The following is a 17233-nucleotide window of genomic DNA, read 5'->3' as shown; positions in this document are numbered from 1 at the left end:
TGGGTTTTGGGTCGTGGGTGTTTCGATGCTACACCGACATTACTTCCCGAGTACGTCGATCTGACGGCCCACGTGTCCGATGACGAATCCACCGTCTTCCGTGCTGGCGAAGTAGATGCGCAGGCACGTCACGGGGTTGCTCCCCTTCCGCAGCTGATCGGCGCACTCCACCTCGCGGTCCCCTTCCCGGAAGAGGTACGGCGTCTTGCGCGTCGGGTCGCTGGGGCCCGGCGAGTAGTCTACGCCGAGATCCGCGAACACTTCACCGAGCGGACGTCCCAGGGCACGATCCTGACGCCGCCGACCCACTTCGCCGAGGGCCTTGAGATACGACCACGCCGTATCGGGATCGGGGAACTCCGATTCCTTGGACGACGCGTACGCCGACGGCAGAATGCGCAACGCGTCGCTGTACAGTGCCTGCGCGCGCTCCACGGCCTCAAGCACAGACTGCGGGGCATCGCTGGCCGGCTTGGCGATGGGCTGACGCTCCTTGTGGGCCGCCAGCGTGGTGCGCAGGGCACGGGCCGACGCCTTCTCGGCTTCGAGATGCTGACGCGACTCTACCAAGCGCTCGCGGGTGCGGGAGAGTTCGCCCTCTGCTGCCCGCACGGCCTCTTCGAGCTGCCGTACCAGAGCAATCATCTGCCCCTTGTCCATTTCCACGCCCGACTCTGCGGCCGCGAGCGCTTCTGACGCATCCGGGCGCATGCTGTACGCGGCGGAGCGGAGATCACGCAACGTGTCGCAAATGGCGGGATCGGAGAACGGCCGCGCGACGGATACTTCGGCCAGCCGCTGTACGAGGCGGCGACGTTCCCCGGGGAGCGCCAGCGCACGCGCCAGAACGAGCGGATGCTGGAACGGATCCGATTCGAGCGAGAACCCGGGGAGGTAGGCGCGCGCGGATCCGAGGAAGACGGAGCGCGCATGGCCACCCACGGCATCAGACAGCGCAAACGTGTCGGAGTGGCGTAGCTGGAAACAGAGCCCGAGGCCGAACATTTCCGCGGCGAACTGCTCGGGGGGCATGACGAAGCCACCATCGGGCAATTCCGTAAGCAGCAGCACCGGCATGGTACGGGCCGGATCACAAAGCACAAAACGCACAAAGGCGTCGAGGGTGCCGGCTTCGAGCTGGGTCGGGGTCCGCTGCAGCGGTCCGTCGTTGGACACGAGCGTGAACGCCGCGTCCAGTTCGGAGAGCAAACGGGGAGGCCGCACTGGGGGCGGGGCGCCGTTCGGGGCACCACCCTCGGTACCCACCCGGATGTTCACCTGGCGATGCTGGCTGCCGTTGGCACTCGTCGTTACGACATACGTAACGTTGGTGGACCATTGCAGTGAGCGGTCGAGCGGGTCTGGCGCATGCACGACGATGTCGGCCAGCGCTGAACCCTCGTGCCGGAAGGGCGCCCAACGGAGAATGCGTCCACCGTCAAGCGTATGGTTCGAAGGGGAGTCCCAGCTGAGTTGCTGGCCCTGGTCCAACCCAAGCCACGCCACGCAGGCGGCGAGGAAAGCTGAGTCAGCATCCGTCGCCGCGGTACGCGGCGTCAGGTCGAAATGAAGCGCAAGACGAGGTTGCACGGTTCTAGTGATTTGCATTAGCCCCACCGATCCCGGACGCAAGCGCGACTGTGCGCTTACTTCCCGCGACAACAGAGCCAATCTTTGTTGCTATGCGAATACTACTCCAACGCGTGAAACGTGCTGAAGTCCGCATTCGAGAGGAATCGGACGAAGGACCGATTGATCGGATCTCCGGGCGAATCCATGGCGGATACCTGCTGCTTGTGGGCTTCACCCATTCGGACACGCAACGCGAGCTCGAATGGATGGCCGACAAGATTATCGGGCTACGACTGTTTCCAGATGCAGATCAGAAACTTAACCTGGACATCGTCGAACAGGGCGGAGCCGTGTTGGTCGTGTCACAGTTCACACTCTACGCCGACTCCAGGAAGGGTCGCCGACCGAGTTTCATCGACGCCGCCAAACCTGAGATCGCCATCCCACTATATAACCAATTCGTGATGTGCTTGAAACGGCGGGGCCTACAGGTTGAAACAGGCGAATTCGGTGCCAACATGGACGTCGAACTCGTGAATGAAGGCCCGGTCACGATTTGGCTGGAGCGAGACGCCGACACCGCACCGTAGGACCCATCTATAAACCCACGGTTTGAGCGGCCTCGACTATACGGTACGGTCGGGACCGGCGTTGAAGCAATTCCCCGGGCACCCATTCAACCAATTCTTAATGCCCGGCTCGGCCGGTTCCCCGGCGCTTAGCTCCCCAGCGCCTGTTCCAGGTCGGCAATAATGTCGGTGACATGCTCCAGCCCCACGCTCACCCGGATCAGGCCGTCGGAAATCGCCACAGCCTCCCGTTCGGCCGGCGTGAGCTTGCTGTGCGTCGTGCTGGCCGGGTGGGTGACAATGGTCCGGGTATCGCCAAGGTTCGCCGAGTGGGAGACCATCCGGACCCGGTCGAGAAAACGGCGCCCGGCCTCCAGCCCTCCCTTGAGCACCAGCACGACAATGCCGCCACCCTGGGACATCTGGCGCTGCGCCAGCGCGTACTGCGGGTGCGACGGCAAAAACGGGTAGCGCACCGCCTCCAGCATCGGATGGCCTTCGAAGTGCTGCGCCAGTGTCATCGCGTTGCTGCAATGCCGGTCCATACGCACGGCCAGCGTTTCCAGCGACTTCGAGAGCAACCAGGCATTGAAGGCACTCATGGCCGGACCGGTGTGCCGCGCAAAGAAGCGACAGTCGGCGAGGTACTCCTTCGTGCCGATGATCGCGCCCCCCAGTGCGCGTCCCTGACCGTCCATGTACTTCGTGGCGGAATGAATGACCACCGAGGCCCCCAGCGCGAGCGGCCGCTGCAGGTAGGGCGTGGCAAAACAGTTGTCGACCACCAGAGGAATACCGCGTGATTGCGCGAGAGCACCCAACCACTCGAGGTCGATCAGTTCGAGCCCCGGGTTCGACGGCGTCTCAATGAAAATCAGCTTCGTGTTGGGCCTGAGCAGGCGTTCCCAGCTCGAGGGGTCGCTGACGTCGGCGTAGTCGCTCGCTACCCCCCATTTGGGCAGAATGCGAGTAAAGAGCTGATGGGTACTGCCAAACAGCGCCCGCGAGGCCAATACGTGATCACCGCTGGAGACACGGGCCGCAATCGCCGTGAATACGGCCGACATCCCGGATGCCGTGGCGATGCCATCGTCGCCCCCTTCGAGCAGACAGAGCTTGCGGACCAGTTCATCGGTGTTCGGATTGGCGTACCGGCTGTAGATGTTCCCCGGCATTTCCTCGGCAAACAGCGCCCGTGCATGCTCCGCGTCGTCGAACTGGAAGCTGGACGTGAGATACAACGGAACCGAGTGTTCGCGTTCCGCAGACAGCGGCGTCTGGGTCCGGATGGCGAGCGTCTCGAAGTGTGGATCGTGCGGTGCGTTCGACATGGCAAGAAAGGCAGAGGCAGAGGTCCCGCCGGGGAGCGCAACGGTGCTGCCGTCGGGGCGGGACGTCCGATAAACTTACCCGCATGCACACGCCCGCCAGCTCACCAGTCCGGCTCATTCTCGCCTCGCAGTCCCCGCGCCGTCGGGAACTGCTCAATCAGATCGGACTCGAGCACGAAGTATGCCCGGCCGACATTGACGAAACGGTGTGGCCGGATGAGGCCCCCGTGCCGCATTGCGAACGGCTCGCGCGGGAGAAGGCGCACACCTTGGCGGTGCAGTTCCCCGACGCGGTGGTCGTGGGGTCGGATACCATCGTGGTGGTGGATGGGGCCATTCTTGGCAAACCCTCCACTGCCGCCGACGCCGTGAACATGCTCGAACAATTATCCGGTCGTGAGCACACCGTGTATACCGCCGTCGCGGTCGCGCATGGTGGACAGACCCTCTCCGGCGTGGAGGCGGTGACGGTGCGATTTCGCGTCCTGTCGCGCCCCCAGATTGAGGCCTATGTGCGGACCGGTGAGCCCATGGACAAGGCCGGCGCCTATGGCATCCAGGGCTATGGGGCCACCATGGTCGAGGCCATCACGGGCGACTACTACGCGGTCATGGGTCTTCCCCTTGGCCGTCTCGTGGAGCTCCTGCAAGCGCTTGGCTTTGTCTACCGTTTTGCGCCGCTGGCCAGCTAACCGAGGCGCGACGCCAACTCGCGCAGACGCGCGTCACGATAGTCGGTGCGCCACTGCGAAAGTTTTGCGGCGACGTCCTCCACGGTAATGCGGGGCAGTCGCCCCTCCCGGTACACCATGTCGAGGGGGTACTCCTCGCCGGGATCGCCATACGCATCGATCATGAGGTCGTGCGCAAAATCGTACGGGCCCACGCGCTTCGGATTGGTATAGCCCAGCAGGGAAATGACCGGCGTGCGCAGCGCAATGGCGAGATGCAACGGACCCGTGTCCGGCGACAATGCCACCGCGGCTCCATCAAGAATCGCGGCCAGTTTGCGCAGCCCGCTGCCCAGCGCGGAGTGCGCCATGGGCGCGTCGCGCAAAATGATGGCTTCGGCCGCCAGTTCCCGCTCGGAGCGTCCCCCCACCAGCACCGGCTGGAGGCCATAGTCGTTCCACAACAGGTGGCACACCTGGGCCCACCGCTCGGGCATCCAGTCCTTGGCGGCTTTGCTGGTGGCCACCACGATTGGCGCAATCGGTCGGTCGAACTGCGCCAGGAACGTGCGCTGCCACGACCGCTCCTCCTCGTTCCACGGCCCCAACGCCCACTGCGGCGCGCCATGCGGAACGCCAAGCGCATCGAGAAATTCGAAATACTGATCCTGCACATGCTGCCCCACATGTGGCGCGATGCGGTGCGTGGTGAACAGCCAGTTCGCGTCGCGGGCGCGGGCCCTGTCAAAGCCCAGCTTCACCGGTGATCGGGTAAACCCCGTGATCAGCCCGGCCTTGAAATACACCTGCAATCCCAGGACCACATCGAACTCCCGCGTCGCCAGCTGTGCCCGGGTCTCCAGAAAACCGCGCCATCCCTTGGACCGATCAAAGAGCACGATGTCATCAACCAGCGGATGGCCGCGAACCAGCGTTGCCGGCCCGGGTTGGAGCACCCAGGTGACGCGACAGTCGGGAGCGTGTTTCTTCAGGGCGTGAATGACCGGCATGACATGCACCGCATCGCCAACAGCACTCATCATGACGATACCAACGCGCTTCAATGCCAGCGGAGGCAGGGCCGGGGTGGTCGGCGTTTTCATACGCGAGTGGCGTCCGCAGCAACAAGCGCGGAGCGTGGGGTGCGCGCCCGTGCAGCGGAAGCAAACGCCTCGATGCGCGCATCGGCCATGTCACAGCCGAAGTGTCTATTCCACTTGTGCAGCGAACGGACCAACCGGGCCACGTTGCGTTCCATCGTGCGCTGCGGTGATATCGAGCCCGTCATCACGACATCCACATCAATCATCATGGCGCGCACCGGCGAATCCGGTGGCGTATGCAGCATGACGTTCTTGACGTTGAGATCGGGATGCACCACACCGTGCATCGCCAGCGCCTCCAGAAGCGCCAACGTCGCCTCAAGTGCGGCATCACACTCAATGGACGGGGCCAGGCCGGCGAGGATCATGCCGAGATCGGCGGTGTGGTCTACATACCGGGTCGCGACATCCACTCGGGCCAGGCCGAACGGAGCGTCGTACAGCGCAAACCCCAGCACATCCGTGGTGGGAATACCCAGTTGTCGTAACTCCCGTGAGCGCGCGTATTCAAGCGGGGCACGGGTGGGGCGACGAAACAGATCGCGGGTGAACGGGGCCAGCAGCCCACCGTGCCAGGCATGGCGAATCACCACCGATATCCCTGATTGCGGCAGCGTGGCCACATAGACAGGGGCACGGCCGCGCAGGGCGCGCGGTTGCGGCTGCGAGGCCGCCCAGTCGTACAGGGAACCATGTTCACGCACGAGCGCTGCCAGCTCCTGCACGACATCAGGGCTCCCGTGCACACTGGCCGCCGGGACCGACAGCTGCGCCGGGGCGATGGACGAGGGGAAGTGCGCGGGTGACGTCACAATGCCCGCTCCACTTGCCAGACCGGGCTGTCTTCACTGTTCCGGCGCACCACCCGCAACTCCTCGCGCGAACGACAGTGGACCGGCATGGCGCGTGACGCGGTGACCGTTTCCACGATCGCCTCACTCACCAGGATCTCGTCGGCTTGCGCAAGACTACACAGCCGGCTGGCCACATTCACGGTATCGCCAATGAGCGTAAACTCGAGGCGACGTGGCGAGCCGATATTGCCGACAAAGGCATCCCCCCGATGAATGCCGATGCCCACGTGCAGTTGTGGGCGGTCCTCGCGGCGCCATCGGGCATTCAGCTCGGCCAGTGCCACCTGCATATCGAAGGCGGCGGCGACGGCGCAATCCACATCGTCATCACGCGATTCAGGGGCACCCCAGTACGCCATGATGGCATCCCCAATGAACTTGTCCAATGCGCCGCCGTGGCGAAACACACACTCCACCATGGCTGAAAAATATTCATTCAGCTGGTTGGCCATCTGCATGGCAGGCAGCGATTCGGCAATGGCGGTAAAGCCACGGATATCACTGAACAGGACCACTACCGGCTGACGTGTCCCCCCCGGCTCCACGCGGGACGTGGTGGCGGCAATGCGCTCGGCCAACTGTGGCGTGAAGTAGCGTTCGAAGTTTTCACGGACGCGGGCGGCTTGCAGCAATTGGGCGGCGGCCGTCTCGCGTTCAACGGCAGCGGCGGCGATTCCCGCAAAGGCCACCAGGAGGGCCAGATCATCGTCGTCGAAGATCGAGGCCTCGCGCAGATGGTCCACATACACCACGCCAATCGTGGTGCGCTGTTCGCCGAGCAAGGGGGCCGCAATGGCCGACTTGACCGCCTGCTTGAGCACTGACTCGCCGGCGGTGCGTTCGTCGCTGCCGGCGTCGTTGGTCAACAGCGCCACCTGCCGCTCAGCCACACCGTTCGCAATGGCTCGCGGTACCGGCCGGGGAATGTTGCCCCGTCGATCGCGCGAAACACGGGTGTCGAGCGCGCCATCGCCTGATGCGAGCAGAATGGCCACCCGGTCGGCGTCGAACGTGTCAAACAACTCCGCGGTGATCGCGTCGAGCAGGCCATCCAGATCACCAAACGAACCAAGCCGTTGCGCAATGCGTACCAGCTGCGTGAGTCGTTGGGTCGTGCGCTCGTTGCTGGCCGAGGCATTGGCCACGTCAGCCAGCGCCTGATCGCGCGAGGGAACTACCCGCTCGCGCAACAACGTGGAGGCCGGATCGCTGGAGGAGGCCGACGGCGTCGGCCGCAGGGGCGTGGCAGGGGCTACGCGCAGGGTGAATGCCACGGTGCCAAAGGCAATGGAATCGCCGGCGTGCAGTACCCCACGGGTAACCCGCGTGTTGTTGATCCACGTCCCGTTTCGCGAGCCGAAGTCCGTGACATGCACGATCGGCTCACGCTCATCGACCCGCAGCTCCGCGTGGCGACGGGAGACGGCGGGGTCGAGCACCGGTAGATCACTCATCGGATCGCGCCCCACGACCAGCGACTCACGCCCGGCGAGCGAGAAGCGACGATCGCCTTTGGCTGATTCGAGTACGAACGGCAACCGTTAGCCCTGCGCAGCCGCGCGGGCGCGGCCGATGGCGGTGAGCATCGCGCGGGCCTTGTTGTCCGTCTCTTCCCATTCCTTTTCAGGAACGGAGTCGTGCACAATGCCGGCCCCGGCTTGTACCGAGGCCACGCCATCGGCAATGACACAGGTGCGGATGGTGATGGCCAGGTCCATGCGCCGGTCACCGGCCCCGATCACGCCAAGTGCGCCGGCATAGGCACCGCGGCGCTCAGGTTCCAGTTCGTCAATGATCTCCATGGCCCGCACCTTGGGCGCACCCGTCATGGTGCCGGCCGGGAAGACGGCCTTGAACGCGTCGAGCGCACTGGCATCGGGGGGCAGCTGTCCCTCCACCTGACTCACAATGTGAAACACGTGCGAGTACTTCTCGACGACCATCAGATCGGTGACCTGCACAGTGCCAAACGCGGCCAGCCGGCCGACATCGTTGCGCCCGAGATCCACCAGCATCACGTGCTCGGCACGCTCCTTCTCGTCGTTGATCAACTCGGTGGCCAACGCCTCGTCTTCGGCGGCCGTCTTGCCGCGTGGGCGCGTGCCGGCAATGGGGCGTACCGTGACTTTCCCATCGGCCACGCGCAGCATCATTTCGGGTGAGCTGCCCACCAGCTCCAGTCCATCGAGCTGCAGATGGAACATGTACGGGCTCGGATTGAGCGCGCGCAGCATGCGGTAAAGCGTGGTGCTGTCAAAATCGAGGGGCGTCTCCATACGCCGTGCCAACAGCGCCTGAAAAACGTCCCCCGACAGGATGTACTCCTTGATCCGCTGCACATCGCGCAGGAAATCTTCGCGGTCGTACAGAGAGCGTGCGACCGCCGGCCGAGCGTCTTCGTGCATCGACAATGGGGGCAACACGTCGGGGCTCTGCAGCCGACCAATGGTTTCGTTGAGCGTGTCGGTGGCGCGCGCGTGCAGCGCCTCAAGTGTGGCCCTGTCGGCGTTGGGGGGCACCACCACCGACACGATCACGCGGGCCTGTCCGCGCCAGTTGTCGATCACCACCAGCGCGTCGGTGAAGACAAAGCAGGCATCGGGATAGTTGAGGGCGCGGCGCGGCGGGTTGGGCAGGTGCTCGATGTGCCGTACCGTGTCGTACGAAAAGAAGCCAAAGGCCCCGCTCCACAACGTGCCAAGCTCGGGGGCGTCCACCGGGTTCATGGCACGCACCAGGTCACGCAGATCGCCAATGGGATCGGCCGGCGACCGGCCGGCATGCCAGCCCGCGCTTGGCGTCCAGTCTTCCACCAGCCCGTCTTTCAGGCGCCATGCCCCGCGGGGCTCTGTGCCCATATAGGTGTACCGCGACCATGCCTCGCCCCGCGTGACTGCTGATTCCAGCAGGAACGCAAACGGCCCGCGCCGCAATTTGGCAAAGGCGGCAACGGGGGTGCACAAATCGAGCAGGCAATCGCGCCAGACAGGCACGAGGCCACCGGTCGCGCGACAGAGCTCAGCGCGCGCGTGGAAATCGGCGAAGGTGGTCATCGCGTGAAAGTTCGCCGCCCCGCTCGCCCCGGGGCAAGCGACACTCTAGCATTCGGTCATGAGTCTCGACGATATCGTGCCAACCGGCACTCGGGTGGATGTGCGGGTGGTGGACGTGGTGGTGTTGTCACGGGCGCCGGAAGGGAGTCCGGACTGTTGGCGGGTGCTGGCCATGCGCCGGGCCGCTGGGACGCGCTGTACCGGTGCCTGGGAGATTGTGCACGGCCGTATTGAGCCCGACGAAGGGCCCAGTCAGGCGGCGCGGCGGGAGGTGCAGGAGGAAACCGGTCTGACGCCGGAACGGCTGTACAGCATTACCGTGAACCCGTTCTACCTGCACCGGTTCGACAGTGTACAGCTGGCCGTGGTGTTTGCCGCCATTGTGGACGGAGGCGTGCCCATTCTCACCGGCGTGGAGCACGATGCGTGGGAGTGGCTCACACCGGCTGAGGCGATGGACCGATTAGCCTGGCCGCGTGAACATCAGGCGCTGCAGTACACTTTGCACCTGCTGCGTCACGGCGACGCCGGGCCGGTGGAGGATGTGTTGCTGGTGCCGTGAGTCAGCGCTTGCCGGCCGCTCGTGAGCGCACCAGGGCCCGTTCACGCTCAATACGCTGCAGCACGCTGTTCCAGTCGGTCACGCTCACCGTACTCTCCAACTGTGCCGTGACCGGCTGATTGAGATCGATCTGGCCATCAAACACGAGGAGCGCCGACTGCACCTCGCGCTGCTTGAGGCGATACTCGCCAAAGCCCGGCGTGAGGGGCACCATGTCCAAGGGACGGAAATCGCGCCCGGTGTTGCTGATGATGAATTCCTGCGGAGAGAAGCGCGTTTCGCCCTGTTCAATGGCGAAGAAGCTCACGTACCAGATGGAGTACGCGGGGAGACGGTTGCGCTCCTTCACCCCAAGCAGCTGTTGTTCCTTGCTTGCCAGCAGGTCGCGCAGGGCGCGGTAAGAGTCTGGTGACAGCAGCCGGATGATACGCTCGTCGAGCGGAATGGCGCGCACTTGCAGCCCGTTGGCCGGCGACGTCTTGAGGGCAATATCATCCTGCCGCAGGGTCCCAAATCCCGCCGGAATCCAGTTGGGATCGAGCGTATCACCGCTCACGCCAGCCTGACCGGCCGGCGGTGGCACCTGTGCCGGTATGGGCGTGGCCGTGGCACAGGCCGCGAGACCCACGAAAGCTGCCAGCACAAAAAGCGGGCGCAGACCGGCATATCGGTTCACAGGGCACCTTCTTCGGCAGGAGTTCTCCAGTCGGGCATCGCCAACAGCTCCATCAGCGCTGCCGCCAACTCATCGCGGCCCGCGCCGGTGGTCGCACTGAACGGCACAATCTGATCCGGATCGAGGCGTAACTGCGCGGCCAACGCCTGAATGCGCGGCGCCACCTCTGCCTTGCGCAACTTGTCCACTTTGGTGACCGCAAAGATGGTGGGCACTCCCAGCTGCGCCAGAAAGTCGAGCATGACCATGTCGTCGGGCGACGGGTCGTGCCGCACGTCCAGCAACTGCACGACGCCCCACAACCGGGGGCTATCGGTGAGGAACCCCTCAATGAGCGGACGCCACTCGGCCTTGCGTTCCTTGCTGATGCGCGCGTACCCGTAGCCCGGCAGGTCGGCGAGTACGAACTGCTTGTTCACATCAAAGAAGTGAATCTCGCGCGTTCGGCCCGGCGTGTTGCTCACGCGCGCAAAGGCTTTGCGCTTCATGAGCTTGTTGAGCAACGATGACTTGCCCACGTTGGAGCGCCCGACGAAGGCAATCTCCGGGTACGACGGATCCGGACGCCAGCCACCACGCGTGGACATGGGGCCCAGATACTCGAGGTGGCGAATGACCAGCGGATCTTTCGCCGGTTCCTTCGCGTCCTCGGGCCGCACGCCTTCTGCCGCGTCACTCACGACAGATACTCTGAGGTGGTCGACATGACGACAGGCGCTTCGCTGAGCGTCGGCAGCGCTCCACGTAATGCCAGCGTGAGTACCTCGTCCATCGACTTCACCGTATGCCACGTGACGCCGGCGCGCACGTCATCGGGGAGCTCGGTGAGATCCTTCATGTTGCCGGCGGGGACAATCACATGCGCAATGTGGTGCCGGTGGGCAGCGACCCCCTTCTCGCGCAGTCCCCCAATGGGCAGCACCCGCCCGCGCAGGGTGACTTCTCCGGTCATGGCGACATCCCCACGCACCGGAATGCCGGTGAGGGCACTGATGAGCGCCGTGGCCAGCGCAATGCCGGCTGAGGGGCCATCCTTGGGCGTGGCGCCCGCCGGCAGGTGCACGTGAATATCACGGGTGCGGTGAAAGTCGGGCGACAAGCCAAACGCCGACGCACGGGCGCGCACAAAGCTCAGTGCTGCCGCCGCCGATTCCTTGATGACATCGCCCAACGTACCCGTGAGTTGCAACCGCCCACGGCCCGGCAACACACTCACTTCGATTTCGAGCAACTCGCCACCGATGCTGGTGTAGGCCAGCCCGTTGGCGACCCCCACCTGATCCTGCAGGCTGAGATCGTCTTCACTGAACGGTGCGGTGCCCAGCATCCCCTGCAGGTCGTCGGTGGTTACCGTATGCGTGTTGCCGTCCGTCCAGGCTCGGCGGGCCAGTTTGCGCGCCAGGCGGGCAATCCGCCGCTCCAGATCGCGCACACCAGCTTCACGGGAATAGTTGCGAATGATCGCCGGCAGCACATCGTCGGCAATCGTTACCCGGTCGGCCGGCACGCCATTGGCCACCAGCTGCTTGGGCACCAGAAAGCGACGGGCAATGGCCAGCTTCTCCTGGTCGAGATACCCCGGTAACCGGATGATCTCCATGCGGTCACGCAACGCCTCCGGAATGCTCCCCAGCGAGTTGGCCGTGGTCACGAACAGCACCTGCGAGAGATCGTAATCCACCTCGAGGTAGTGATCGTTGAAAGCGTTGTTCTGTTCCGGGTCGAGCACTTCGAGCAGTGCCGCCGCCGGGTCCCCGCGAAAGTCGGCACCCAGCTTGTCGATCTCGTCGAGCAGGATGACCGGATTGACACTCTCCGCACGGCGCATGGCTTGCAGAATACGCCCAGGCATCGCGCCAATATACGTACGACGGTGACCACGAATCTCCGCTTCGTCACGCACGCCGCCCAGCGCCATGCGGACAAACTGGCGATTGAGCGCGTGGGCAATGGAGCGCCCAAGGGACGTCTTGCCCACCCCTGGCGGTCCCACCAGGCAGAGAATGGGGCCGGGCAGCTTGCCTACGCGCGACAAGACCGCAATGTGGTCGAGAATGCGCTCCTTCACATCGACGAGACCGAAGTGATCGCCCTCGAGTGCGGCGCGCGCTGCCTCGATGTCCGTGGTGTCCGTGGTGCGCGTGCCCCACGGCAGTGCCAGCACCCAGTCCAGCCAACCGCGCGAGACCGCGGCATCAGGGCTGGTGGGGGAGCTGCGCTTGAGCCGACGCAGCTCACGATGCGCACGCACGGCCACGGCTTCCGGGAGCTGCTTTTCAGCAATCTGCCGCGCCATGTCCTCAAACTCATCACCTTCTTCCTGGCCCAGCTCGCGGTGAATGGCCCGCAACTGTTCCTGCAGGAAGAACTCGCGCTGGTTCTGAAAGAGCGAACCGCGCACCTGTTCGTCGATCTTGCGCTCCAGCTTGAGCAGGTCAAGCTCGGCGCCCAGGATATTCACCAGCTGTCCGGAGAGTTCGGACAACGAGGTGGCCCCCAACAGCGCCTGTCGCTGCTCGATGGGGATTTGCAGATGGGCCGCAATGCCGAAGGCAATGCGTTCTTCGTCATCGAGCCCTTGCAGCAGCCCCACGACTTCGGGAGGAAGCCGGCGCTGCATGCCGGTGTATTCCTCGAAGAGCGAGAGCGCATGGCGAATGCGGGCGTGCGTGGTTTCACTGCCCTGCGGACCGGATCCACCCCGTCCCCGCTTGAAGGGGAGCGACTCCACGCGCGCCTCCAGCAGCGTGCCCGCCTTGGCGCCCTTCGTGCGCGCGAGCGCGTTGGCCGAGGTGAATCGGGTCACCTTCACCCGCTCCAGCCCGTCCACCAGGATTTTCGTGGTCCCGTTGGAGACGCGCGAGGCCTGCTGCACGCGGGCGCGTACGCCAATGCGGTACAGGTCGGTGCCGGTCGGAACGTTCACGTCGGCATTGCGCTGCGTGACCAGCAGAATTTCCCGATTGCCATCAAGGGCAGCCGTGACGGCCGCCAACGATGCGTCGCGCCCGATCAGGAGCGGCATGGCAACGTGGGGGAACAACACCACGTCGCGAAGCGGAAGGACCGGCAGCTTTACGCTGCCGGTCCTCGAAGTGCGTTGCGTACTCAGGCTTCCTTCTTCTGCCGCTTGGGCGCGATTTCGAGGAGCGGGGGACCGCCGTGCTGTACCGACGCTTCCGTCACCCGGACCTCCACGACGTCGTCGCGGGTCGGCAGTTCAAACATGGTGTCGAGGAGTGTTTCCTCAAGAATGGCGCGCAGGCCGCGCGCCCCGGTACCGCGCTTGAGAGCCTTGGCGGCCACCGCGCGCAGCGCCGATTCCTCAAACGTGATCTTCACTTCCTCGAGGTCGAAGAGGCGCTGATACTGCTTGGTCAACGCGTTCTTCGGTTCCTTGAGAATGCTCACGAGCGTATCCTCGTCGAGCGCCTCGAGCGGCACGCACACCGGCAGGCGGCCCACCAACTCGGGGATGATCCCAAACCGGAGCAGGTCGTCCGGCTCCACTTCGGCAAACGGCGTCTTGGGAGTGGTCTGCTTGATCGAGACCACCTTGCTGTCGCCCTTCTTGGCATCAAAGCCGAGCTGACGCTTGCCCGTGCGGGCTTCGATGATCTTTTCGAGCCCATCGAAGGCGCCACCGCAGATGAACAGGATGTCCTTGGTGTTGATCTGGATGTATTCCTGCTGCGGGTGCTTGCGGCCGCCCTGCGGCGGGACGCTGGCGACGGTGCCCTCAAGAATCTTGAGCAGCGCCTGCTGCACCCCTTCACCCGACACGTCGCGCGTAATGCTCGGGTTCTCCGACTTCCGCGCGATTTTGTCGATTTCGTCGATGTAGACGATGCCGCGCTCGCATTCGGCGACATTGAAGTCGCCCGCCTGCAGCAGCCGCACCAGAATGTTCTCCACGTCCTCGCCCACGTACCCCGCTTCGGTCAGCGTGGTCGCATCGGCAATGGTAAACGGCACGTCGAGGATACGGGCCAGGGTCTGTGCCAACAGCGTCTTGCCGGTGCCGGTGGGCCCGATGAGCAAGATGTTGGACTTGTCCAGCTCCACATCGTCTTCGCGGGCCGTGCCGGCGGCGTTGATGCGCTTGTAGTGGTTGTATACCGCCACCGACAACGCCTTCTTGGCCTGATCCTGTCCGATGACGTACGAATCGAGGATGTTCTTGATCTCACGCGGGGTAGGAACCTGCGTGATCGATTCCGCGACCTCGCGTTCTTCGTCCTCGGCGAGAATTTCGTTGCAGAGGGCAATGCACTCGTTGCAGATATAGACCGAGGGCCCCGAAATGAACTTCCGGACGGCGTCCTTGGACTTTCCGCAAAAAGAGCAGCGCAGATGCTTGTCGTGGGACATGGCGATCCGGTACGGTGAGCGGACGGGGTCTCAGGCAGGCCCCGCACAGCATTGGGACATGCAGCGCGACACGGCTGCACGGATGGTAGAGTTAACCCCGCAGGCTACGCAGGGTCAAGCGAAACGGCTTCCTTGAGAGTGTCGGCACCCTCCCGGAAAAACACGAGCCGGGTCAAGTTGGTGTCAGGGGCTTCACGATGGCGTTACCGACCGGGCCGCCCCACTTTGTCCCCTCCCCCGTTTTACCCCGCACCCCGTCACAGGGTACCAAAGGTTCCGTATGTGGCCCTTTGAAGGCTTCTTGTTCGTCCATGTCACCACCGGCGCGGTGGGGTTGCTCCTCTTTTGGATCCCCGTGCTTGGGAAAAAGGGGAGCCCGACCCACCGGAAGTTCGGGGAATGGTATGCCCGGCTCATGTTGGTGACCGCCAGCATGGCCATTGGCATGGCAAGTACCACCCTGCTGTCCCCCATCGTCACCCACCCCAAACAGGTGGCGCTCAATTGGCCCCAGTCGCGGATTGAGGGGATTTTTGGTTGGATGATGCTGTACCTCGCCATCATGACCATCCATCTGGTCTGGCATGGGATCGCCACCATCCGGAACAAGAAGAACCACCCGGCCAACCGGCACTGGGCCAATGTGTCCCTGAACGTGTTCACGATCTTTGCCGCCCTCGTGTGCGCCTATCGGGGGTGGCTCATCAATGAGACGCTCATGATGGGCTTCTCGCTGGTGGGCATTGCGTCGGGGCTGACCAATCTGTGGTTCATCTATACCCCTGAGCCCAGTCGCATTGCGTACCAGCTGGAGCACATCAAGAGCATCGTGGGGTCCGGTATCTCCGTGTATACCGCATTCATGGCGTTCGGTTTTGTGCGGCTCAACCCCGGCAACGCGCTCAATCCCAAAATGTGGGCCATCCCACTCGGTGTGGGATTGGTGATCATCATCTACCAGCAGACACGTCTGCGCCTGGCCTTCCGCCGGCCGCGCTCTGCACCGGCTGGCGCGACCAGCAAGGCCTGAGACACCCGTGACCCCTCCCCAACCGGATTCAACGGCTCCGGGGCCTCTCTGGCGCCCGCCGGCGCCTACGCCGCGCCCACCGGTTCCTTCACTGTTGCGCCTCATGTGGCGCCGGGAAAAGGACCTGCTCAGCCTTTTGCCGGATCTCGCCTATCGCGAGATGATCACCCCTCTTGGCTACACCCGGCGGGGGATCCTGCTCGTCAACGATCCGGTCTGGGTGAACCGCATTCTCACCGACCACGACACCTTCCCCAAGAACGACCTGTTCGTGGAGGCGTTGGAAGATCTCGTGGGGAACTCCATGTTCGTCACCAGTGGCGATACCTGGCGGCGGCAGCGGAAGATGGTGGACCCCGCGTTCTCGCATATGCGCATCAATCGCGCCTTCGACTTCATGGCGGCTGCGGTAGACGACTACGAGCATCGGTTGGAAGAGCAGGCCGCCGGTGCGCAGCCGTTTTCACTTGATGCCGCCATGAGCCACCTCACGGCCGATGTCATTACGCGCACGATCTTCTCGGTGCCGCTGGGAGGCGAAGCGTCGCAGGAGGTCTTTGATGACTTCATGCGCTTCGAACGGCAGGTGGGGAGCATCGATATCAAGCGCATGCTGTGGGACAGGCCCTGGTCGCCGCACCAGCAGCCGGAGCCTGTGCGGAAGGCCTGCGCCCGCATTCGCATGCATCTGGGTACCATGCTCGATGAACGCCTCAAGCACCCGGAGTTCGACGATATCGCCGGGGCCATTCTCGAGGCGCGCGACGCCGAAACGGGTGAGCCCTTCGATCGGGAAGGGCTGATCGACCAGCTGGGGGTGTTCTTCCTGGCTGGGCACGAGACCACGGCGAGTTCCTTGACCTGGGCGTTTTTCATTCTGTCGCAACGTCCCGATCTCGCCGCCCGCATTCGCGCCGAGGTAGCGGAGGTTGTGGGTGACGGTCCCGTGCTGCTTGAGCACACGAAGCGTCTGCCATTTGTTCGCAATTTCTTCCGCGAAGTGCTGCGCCTCTACCCGCCCATTACGTTTCTGCCGCGTGTGGCCGGCAAGGACACGGAGATCGACGGCCGCAAGGTCAAGCGCGGAACCATGCTCATGATTGCGCCGTGGAGCATGCATCGACACGAAAAGCTGTGGGATATGCCGGACCGTTTTGATCCCGACCGGTTTCTTCCGGAGCGGGAATCGAAGCAGGTGCCAGGTTCGTACCTGCCGTTCGGCGCCGGGCCGCGCATTTGTGTAGGGGCCGCGTTCGCCACCATTGAAACGGCGCTGATCATCGCCCGGCTGGTGCGCCGGTTTGACTTCACCACACTGCATCCGGAGACGGTGCGGCCGTACGCCCGCCTCACCACCAGGCCGGCAACGGAAATCCAGATGCGGGTGACCGCCCGCTAACGACACAACGGCCCCGCACGAACAGTGCGGGGCCGTTGTGTT

At 64.1% G+C, this 17233-nt stretch carries 15 protein-coding genes; 5 read left to right on the top strand and 10 right to left on the bottom strand.

From position 1 onward, the window contains the following. Nucleotides 1-39: 39 nt before the first annotated feature. Nucleotides 40-1590, bottom strand: coding sequence for a hypothetical protein (locus GEMMAAP_RS12350; RefSeq protein WP_145979116.1), 1551 nt, complete (start codon nt 1588-1590; stop codon nt 40-42). A gap of 92 nt (nt 1591-1682) precedes the next feature. Between GEMMAAP_RS12350 and dtd the strand changes: the two genes are divergently transcribed. Further along, nucleotides 1683-2162 (top strand): D-aminoacyl-tRNA deacylase, encoded by a 480-nt coding sequence (dtd, locus tag GEMMAAP_RS12345; protein ID WP_026849534.1) that lies wholly within the window; start codon nt 1683-1685, stop codon nt 2160-2162. Between the two features lie 128 nt (nt 2163-2290). Here the strand turns inward: dtd and GEMMAAP_RS12340 are convergent, their stop codons facing one another. Then, nucleotides 2291-3472 (bottom strand): trans-sulfuration enzyme family protein, encoded by a 1182-nt coding sequence (locus GEMMAAP_RS12340; protein WP_026849535.1) that lies wholly within the window; start codon nt 3470-3472, stop codon nt 2291-2293. Between the two features lie 83 nt (nt 3473-3555). Here GEMMAAP_RS12340 and GEMMAAP_RS12335 point away from each other — a divergent pair, with 83 nt between their 5' ends. Beyond that, nucleotides 3556-4164 carry a Maf family protein gene (locus tag GEMMAAP_RS12335; protein WP_026849536.1) on the top strand — a complete coding sequence of 203 codons (609 nt, stop codon included), beginning with the start codon at nt 3556-3558 and terminating at the stop codon, nt 4162-4164. Here GEMMAAP_RS12335 and GEMMAAP_RS12330 read toward each other — a convergent pair. From GEMMAAP_RS12330 to GEMMAAP_RS12315, 4 genes are read right to left on the bottom strand one after another with little or no spacing between them, the layout of a single operon-like run. Next, a complete protein-coding gene (locus GEMMAAP_RS12330; RefSeq protein ID WP_026849537.1) occupies nt 4161-5246 on the bottom strand; it encodes a glycosyltransferase family 9 protein in 1086 nt (361 codons plus the stop codon). The two genes, GEMMAAP_RS12335 and GEMMAAP_RS12330, sit on opposite strands and share 4 nt — an antisense overlap. Continuing rightward, nucleotides 5243-6058: a lipopolysaccharide kinase InaA family protein gene (locus GEMMAAP_RS12325; protein ID WP_026849538.1), complete on the bottom strand. Its 816-nt coding sequence runs from the start codon at nt 6056-6058 to the stop codon at nt 5243-5245. The genes GEMMAAP_RS12330 and GEMMAAP_RS12325 overlap by 4 nt, the downstream gene beginning before the upstream one ends. After that, complete coding sequence (locus GEMMAAP_RS12320; protein ID WP_053334074.1) at nt 6055-7638, bottom strand: adenylate/guanylate cyclase domain-containing protein; 1584 nt, start codon at nt 7636-7638, stop codon at nt 6055-6057. The genes GEMMAAP_RS12325 and GEMMAAP_RS12320 overlap by 4 nt, the downstream gene beginning before the upstream one ends. 3 nt (nt 7639-7641) lie before the next feature. Continuing rightward, complete coding sequence (locus GEMMAAP_RS12315) at nt 7642-9153, bottom strand: anthranilate synthase component I family protein (protein WP_043580660.1); 1512 nt, start codon at nt 9151-9153, stop codon at nt 7642-7644. A gap of 58 nt (nt 9154-9211) precedes the next feature. On the opposite strand from GEMMAAP_RS12315, the gene GEMMAAP_RS12310 reads away from it, so the two are divergent. After that, nucleotides 9212-9715, top strand: coding sequence for an NUDIX domain-containing protein (locus GEMMAAP_RS12310; protein ID WP_053334075.1), 504 nt, complete (start codon nt 9212-9214; stop codon nt 9713-9715). A 1-nt stretch (nt 9716) separates the two neighbouring features. Here GEMMAAP_RS12310 and GEMMAAP_RS12305 read toward each other — a convergent pair whose 3' ends face one another. The 4 genes from GEMMAAP_RS12305 to clpX are packed head-to-tail and all read right to left on the bottom strand — an operon-like array spanning nt 9717 to nt 14762. Beyond that, nucleotides 9717-10391 (bottom strand): hypothetical protein, encoded by a 675-nt coding sequence (locus tag GEMMAAP_RS12305; RefSeq protein ID WP_026849539.1) that lies wholly within the window; start codon nt 10389-10391, stop codon nt 9717-9719. Next, the gene (yihA, locus tag GEMMAAP_RS12300; protein WP_053334076.1) at nt 10388-11071 is read right to left on the bottom strand and encodes a ribosome biogenesis GTP-binding protein YihA/YsxC; all 684 of its coding nucleotides are present in this window, start codon (nt 11069-11071) and stop codon (nt 10388-10390) included. Before yihA ends, GEMMAAP_RS12305 begins: the two co-directional genes overlap by 4 nt. Continuing rightward, on the bottom strand, nt 11068-13464 hold the full coding sequence (gene lon / locus GEMMAAP_RS12295) for an endopeptidase La (RefSeq protein ID WP_026849541.1): 2397 nt from the start codon (nt 13462-13464) through the stop codon (nt 11068-11070). Before lon ends, yihA begins: the two co-directional genes overlap by 4 nt. 35 nt (nt 13465-13499) lie before the next feature. Further along, nucleotides 13500-14762: an ATP-dependent Clp protease ATP-binding subunit ClpX gene (gene clpX / locus GEMMAAP_RS12290; protein ID WP_026849542.1), complete on the bottom strand. Its 1263-nt coding sequence runs from the start codon at nt 14760-14762 to the stop codon at nt 13500-13502. Between the two features lie 280 nt (nt 14763-15042). Here clpX and GEMMAAP_RS12285 point away from each other — a divergent pair, with 280 nt between their 5' ends. Together GEMMAAP_RS12285 and GEMMAAP_RS12280 are read left to right on the top strand one after the other, a co-directional pair. Then, nucleotides 15043-15792, top strand: a complete 750-nt coding sequence (locus GEMMAAP_RS12285; RefSeq protein WP_026849543.1) for a hypothetical protein — start codon at nt 15043-15045, stop codon at nt 15790-15792. A gap of 7 nt (nt 15793-15799) precedes the next feature. Beyond that, nucleotides 15800-17191 (top strand): cytochrome P450, encoded by a 1392-nt coding sequence (locus GEMMAAP_RS12280; protein WP_026849544.1) that lies wholly within the window; start codon nt 15800-15802, stop codon nt 17189-17191. Nucleotides 17192-17233: the final 42 nt, after the last annotated feature.

This window comes from Gemmatimonas phototrophica, assembly GCF_000695095.2.
GTDB lineage: Bacteria > Gemmatimonadota > Gemmatimonadetes > Gemmatimonadales > Gemmatimonadaceae > Gemmatimonas > Gemmatimonas phototrophica.
Note: the sequence above shows the minus strand (reverse complement) of the source record. Positions and strands in the feature narration are given on the sequence as shown.

Excerpts from the sequence above, each read along its gene's own strand:
- dtd (WP_026849534.1), top strand. The coding sequence starts at position 1,683 with ATGCGAATACTACTCCAACGCGTGAAACGTGCTGAAGTCCGCATTCGA.
- GEMMAAP_RS12340 (WP_026849535.1), bottom strand. The coding sequence starts at position 3,472 with ATGTCGAACGCACCGCACGATCCACACTTCGAGACGCTCGCCATCCGG.
- GEMMAAP_RS12335 (WP_026849536.1), top strand. The coding sequence starts at position 3,556 with ATGCACACGCCCGCCAGCTCACCAGTCCGGCTCATTCTCGCCTCGCAG.
- GEMMAAP_RS12315 (WP_043580660.1), bottom strand. The coding sequence starts at position 9,153 with ATGACCACCTTCGCCGATTTCCACGCGCGCGCTGAGCTCTGTCGCGCG.
- clpX (WP_026849542.1), bottom strand. The coding sequence starts at position 14,762 with ATGTCCCACGACAAGCATCTGCGCTGCTCTTTTTGCGGAAAGTCCAAG.
- GEMMAAP_RS12285 (WP_026849543.1), top strand. The coding sequence starts at position 15,043 with ATGTGGCCCTTTGAAGGCTTCTTGTTCGTCCATGTCACCACCGGCGCG.
- GEMMAAP_RS12330 (WP_026849537.1), bottom strand. The coding sequence starts at position 5,246 with ATGAAAACGCCGACCACCCCGGCCCTGCCTCCGCTGGCATTGAAGCGC.
- GEMMAAP_RS12310 (WP_053334075.1), top strand. The coding sequence starts at position 9,212 with ATGAGTCTCGACGATATCGTGCCAACCGGCACTCGGGTGGATGTGCGG.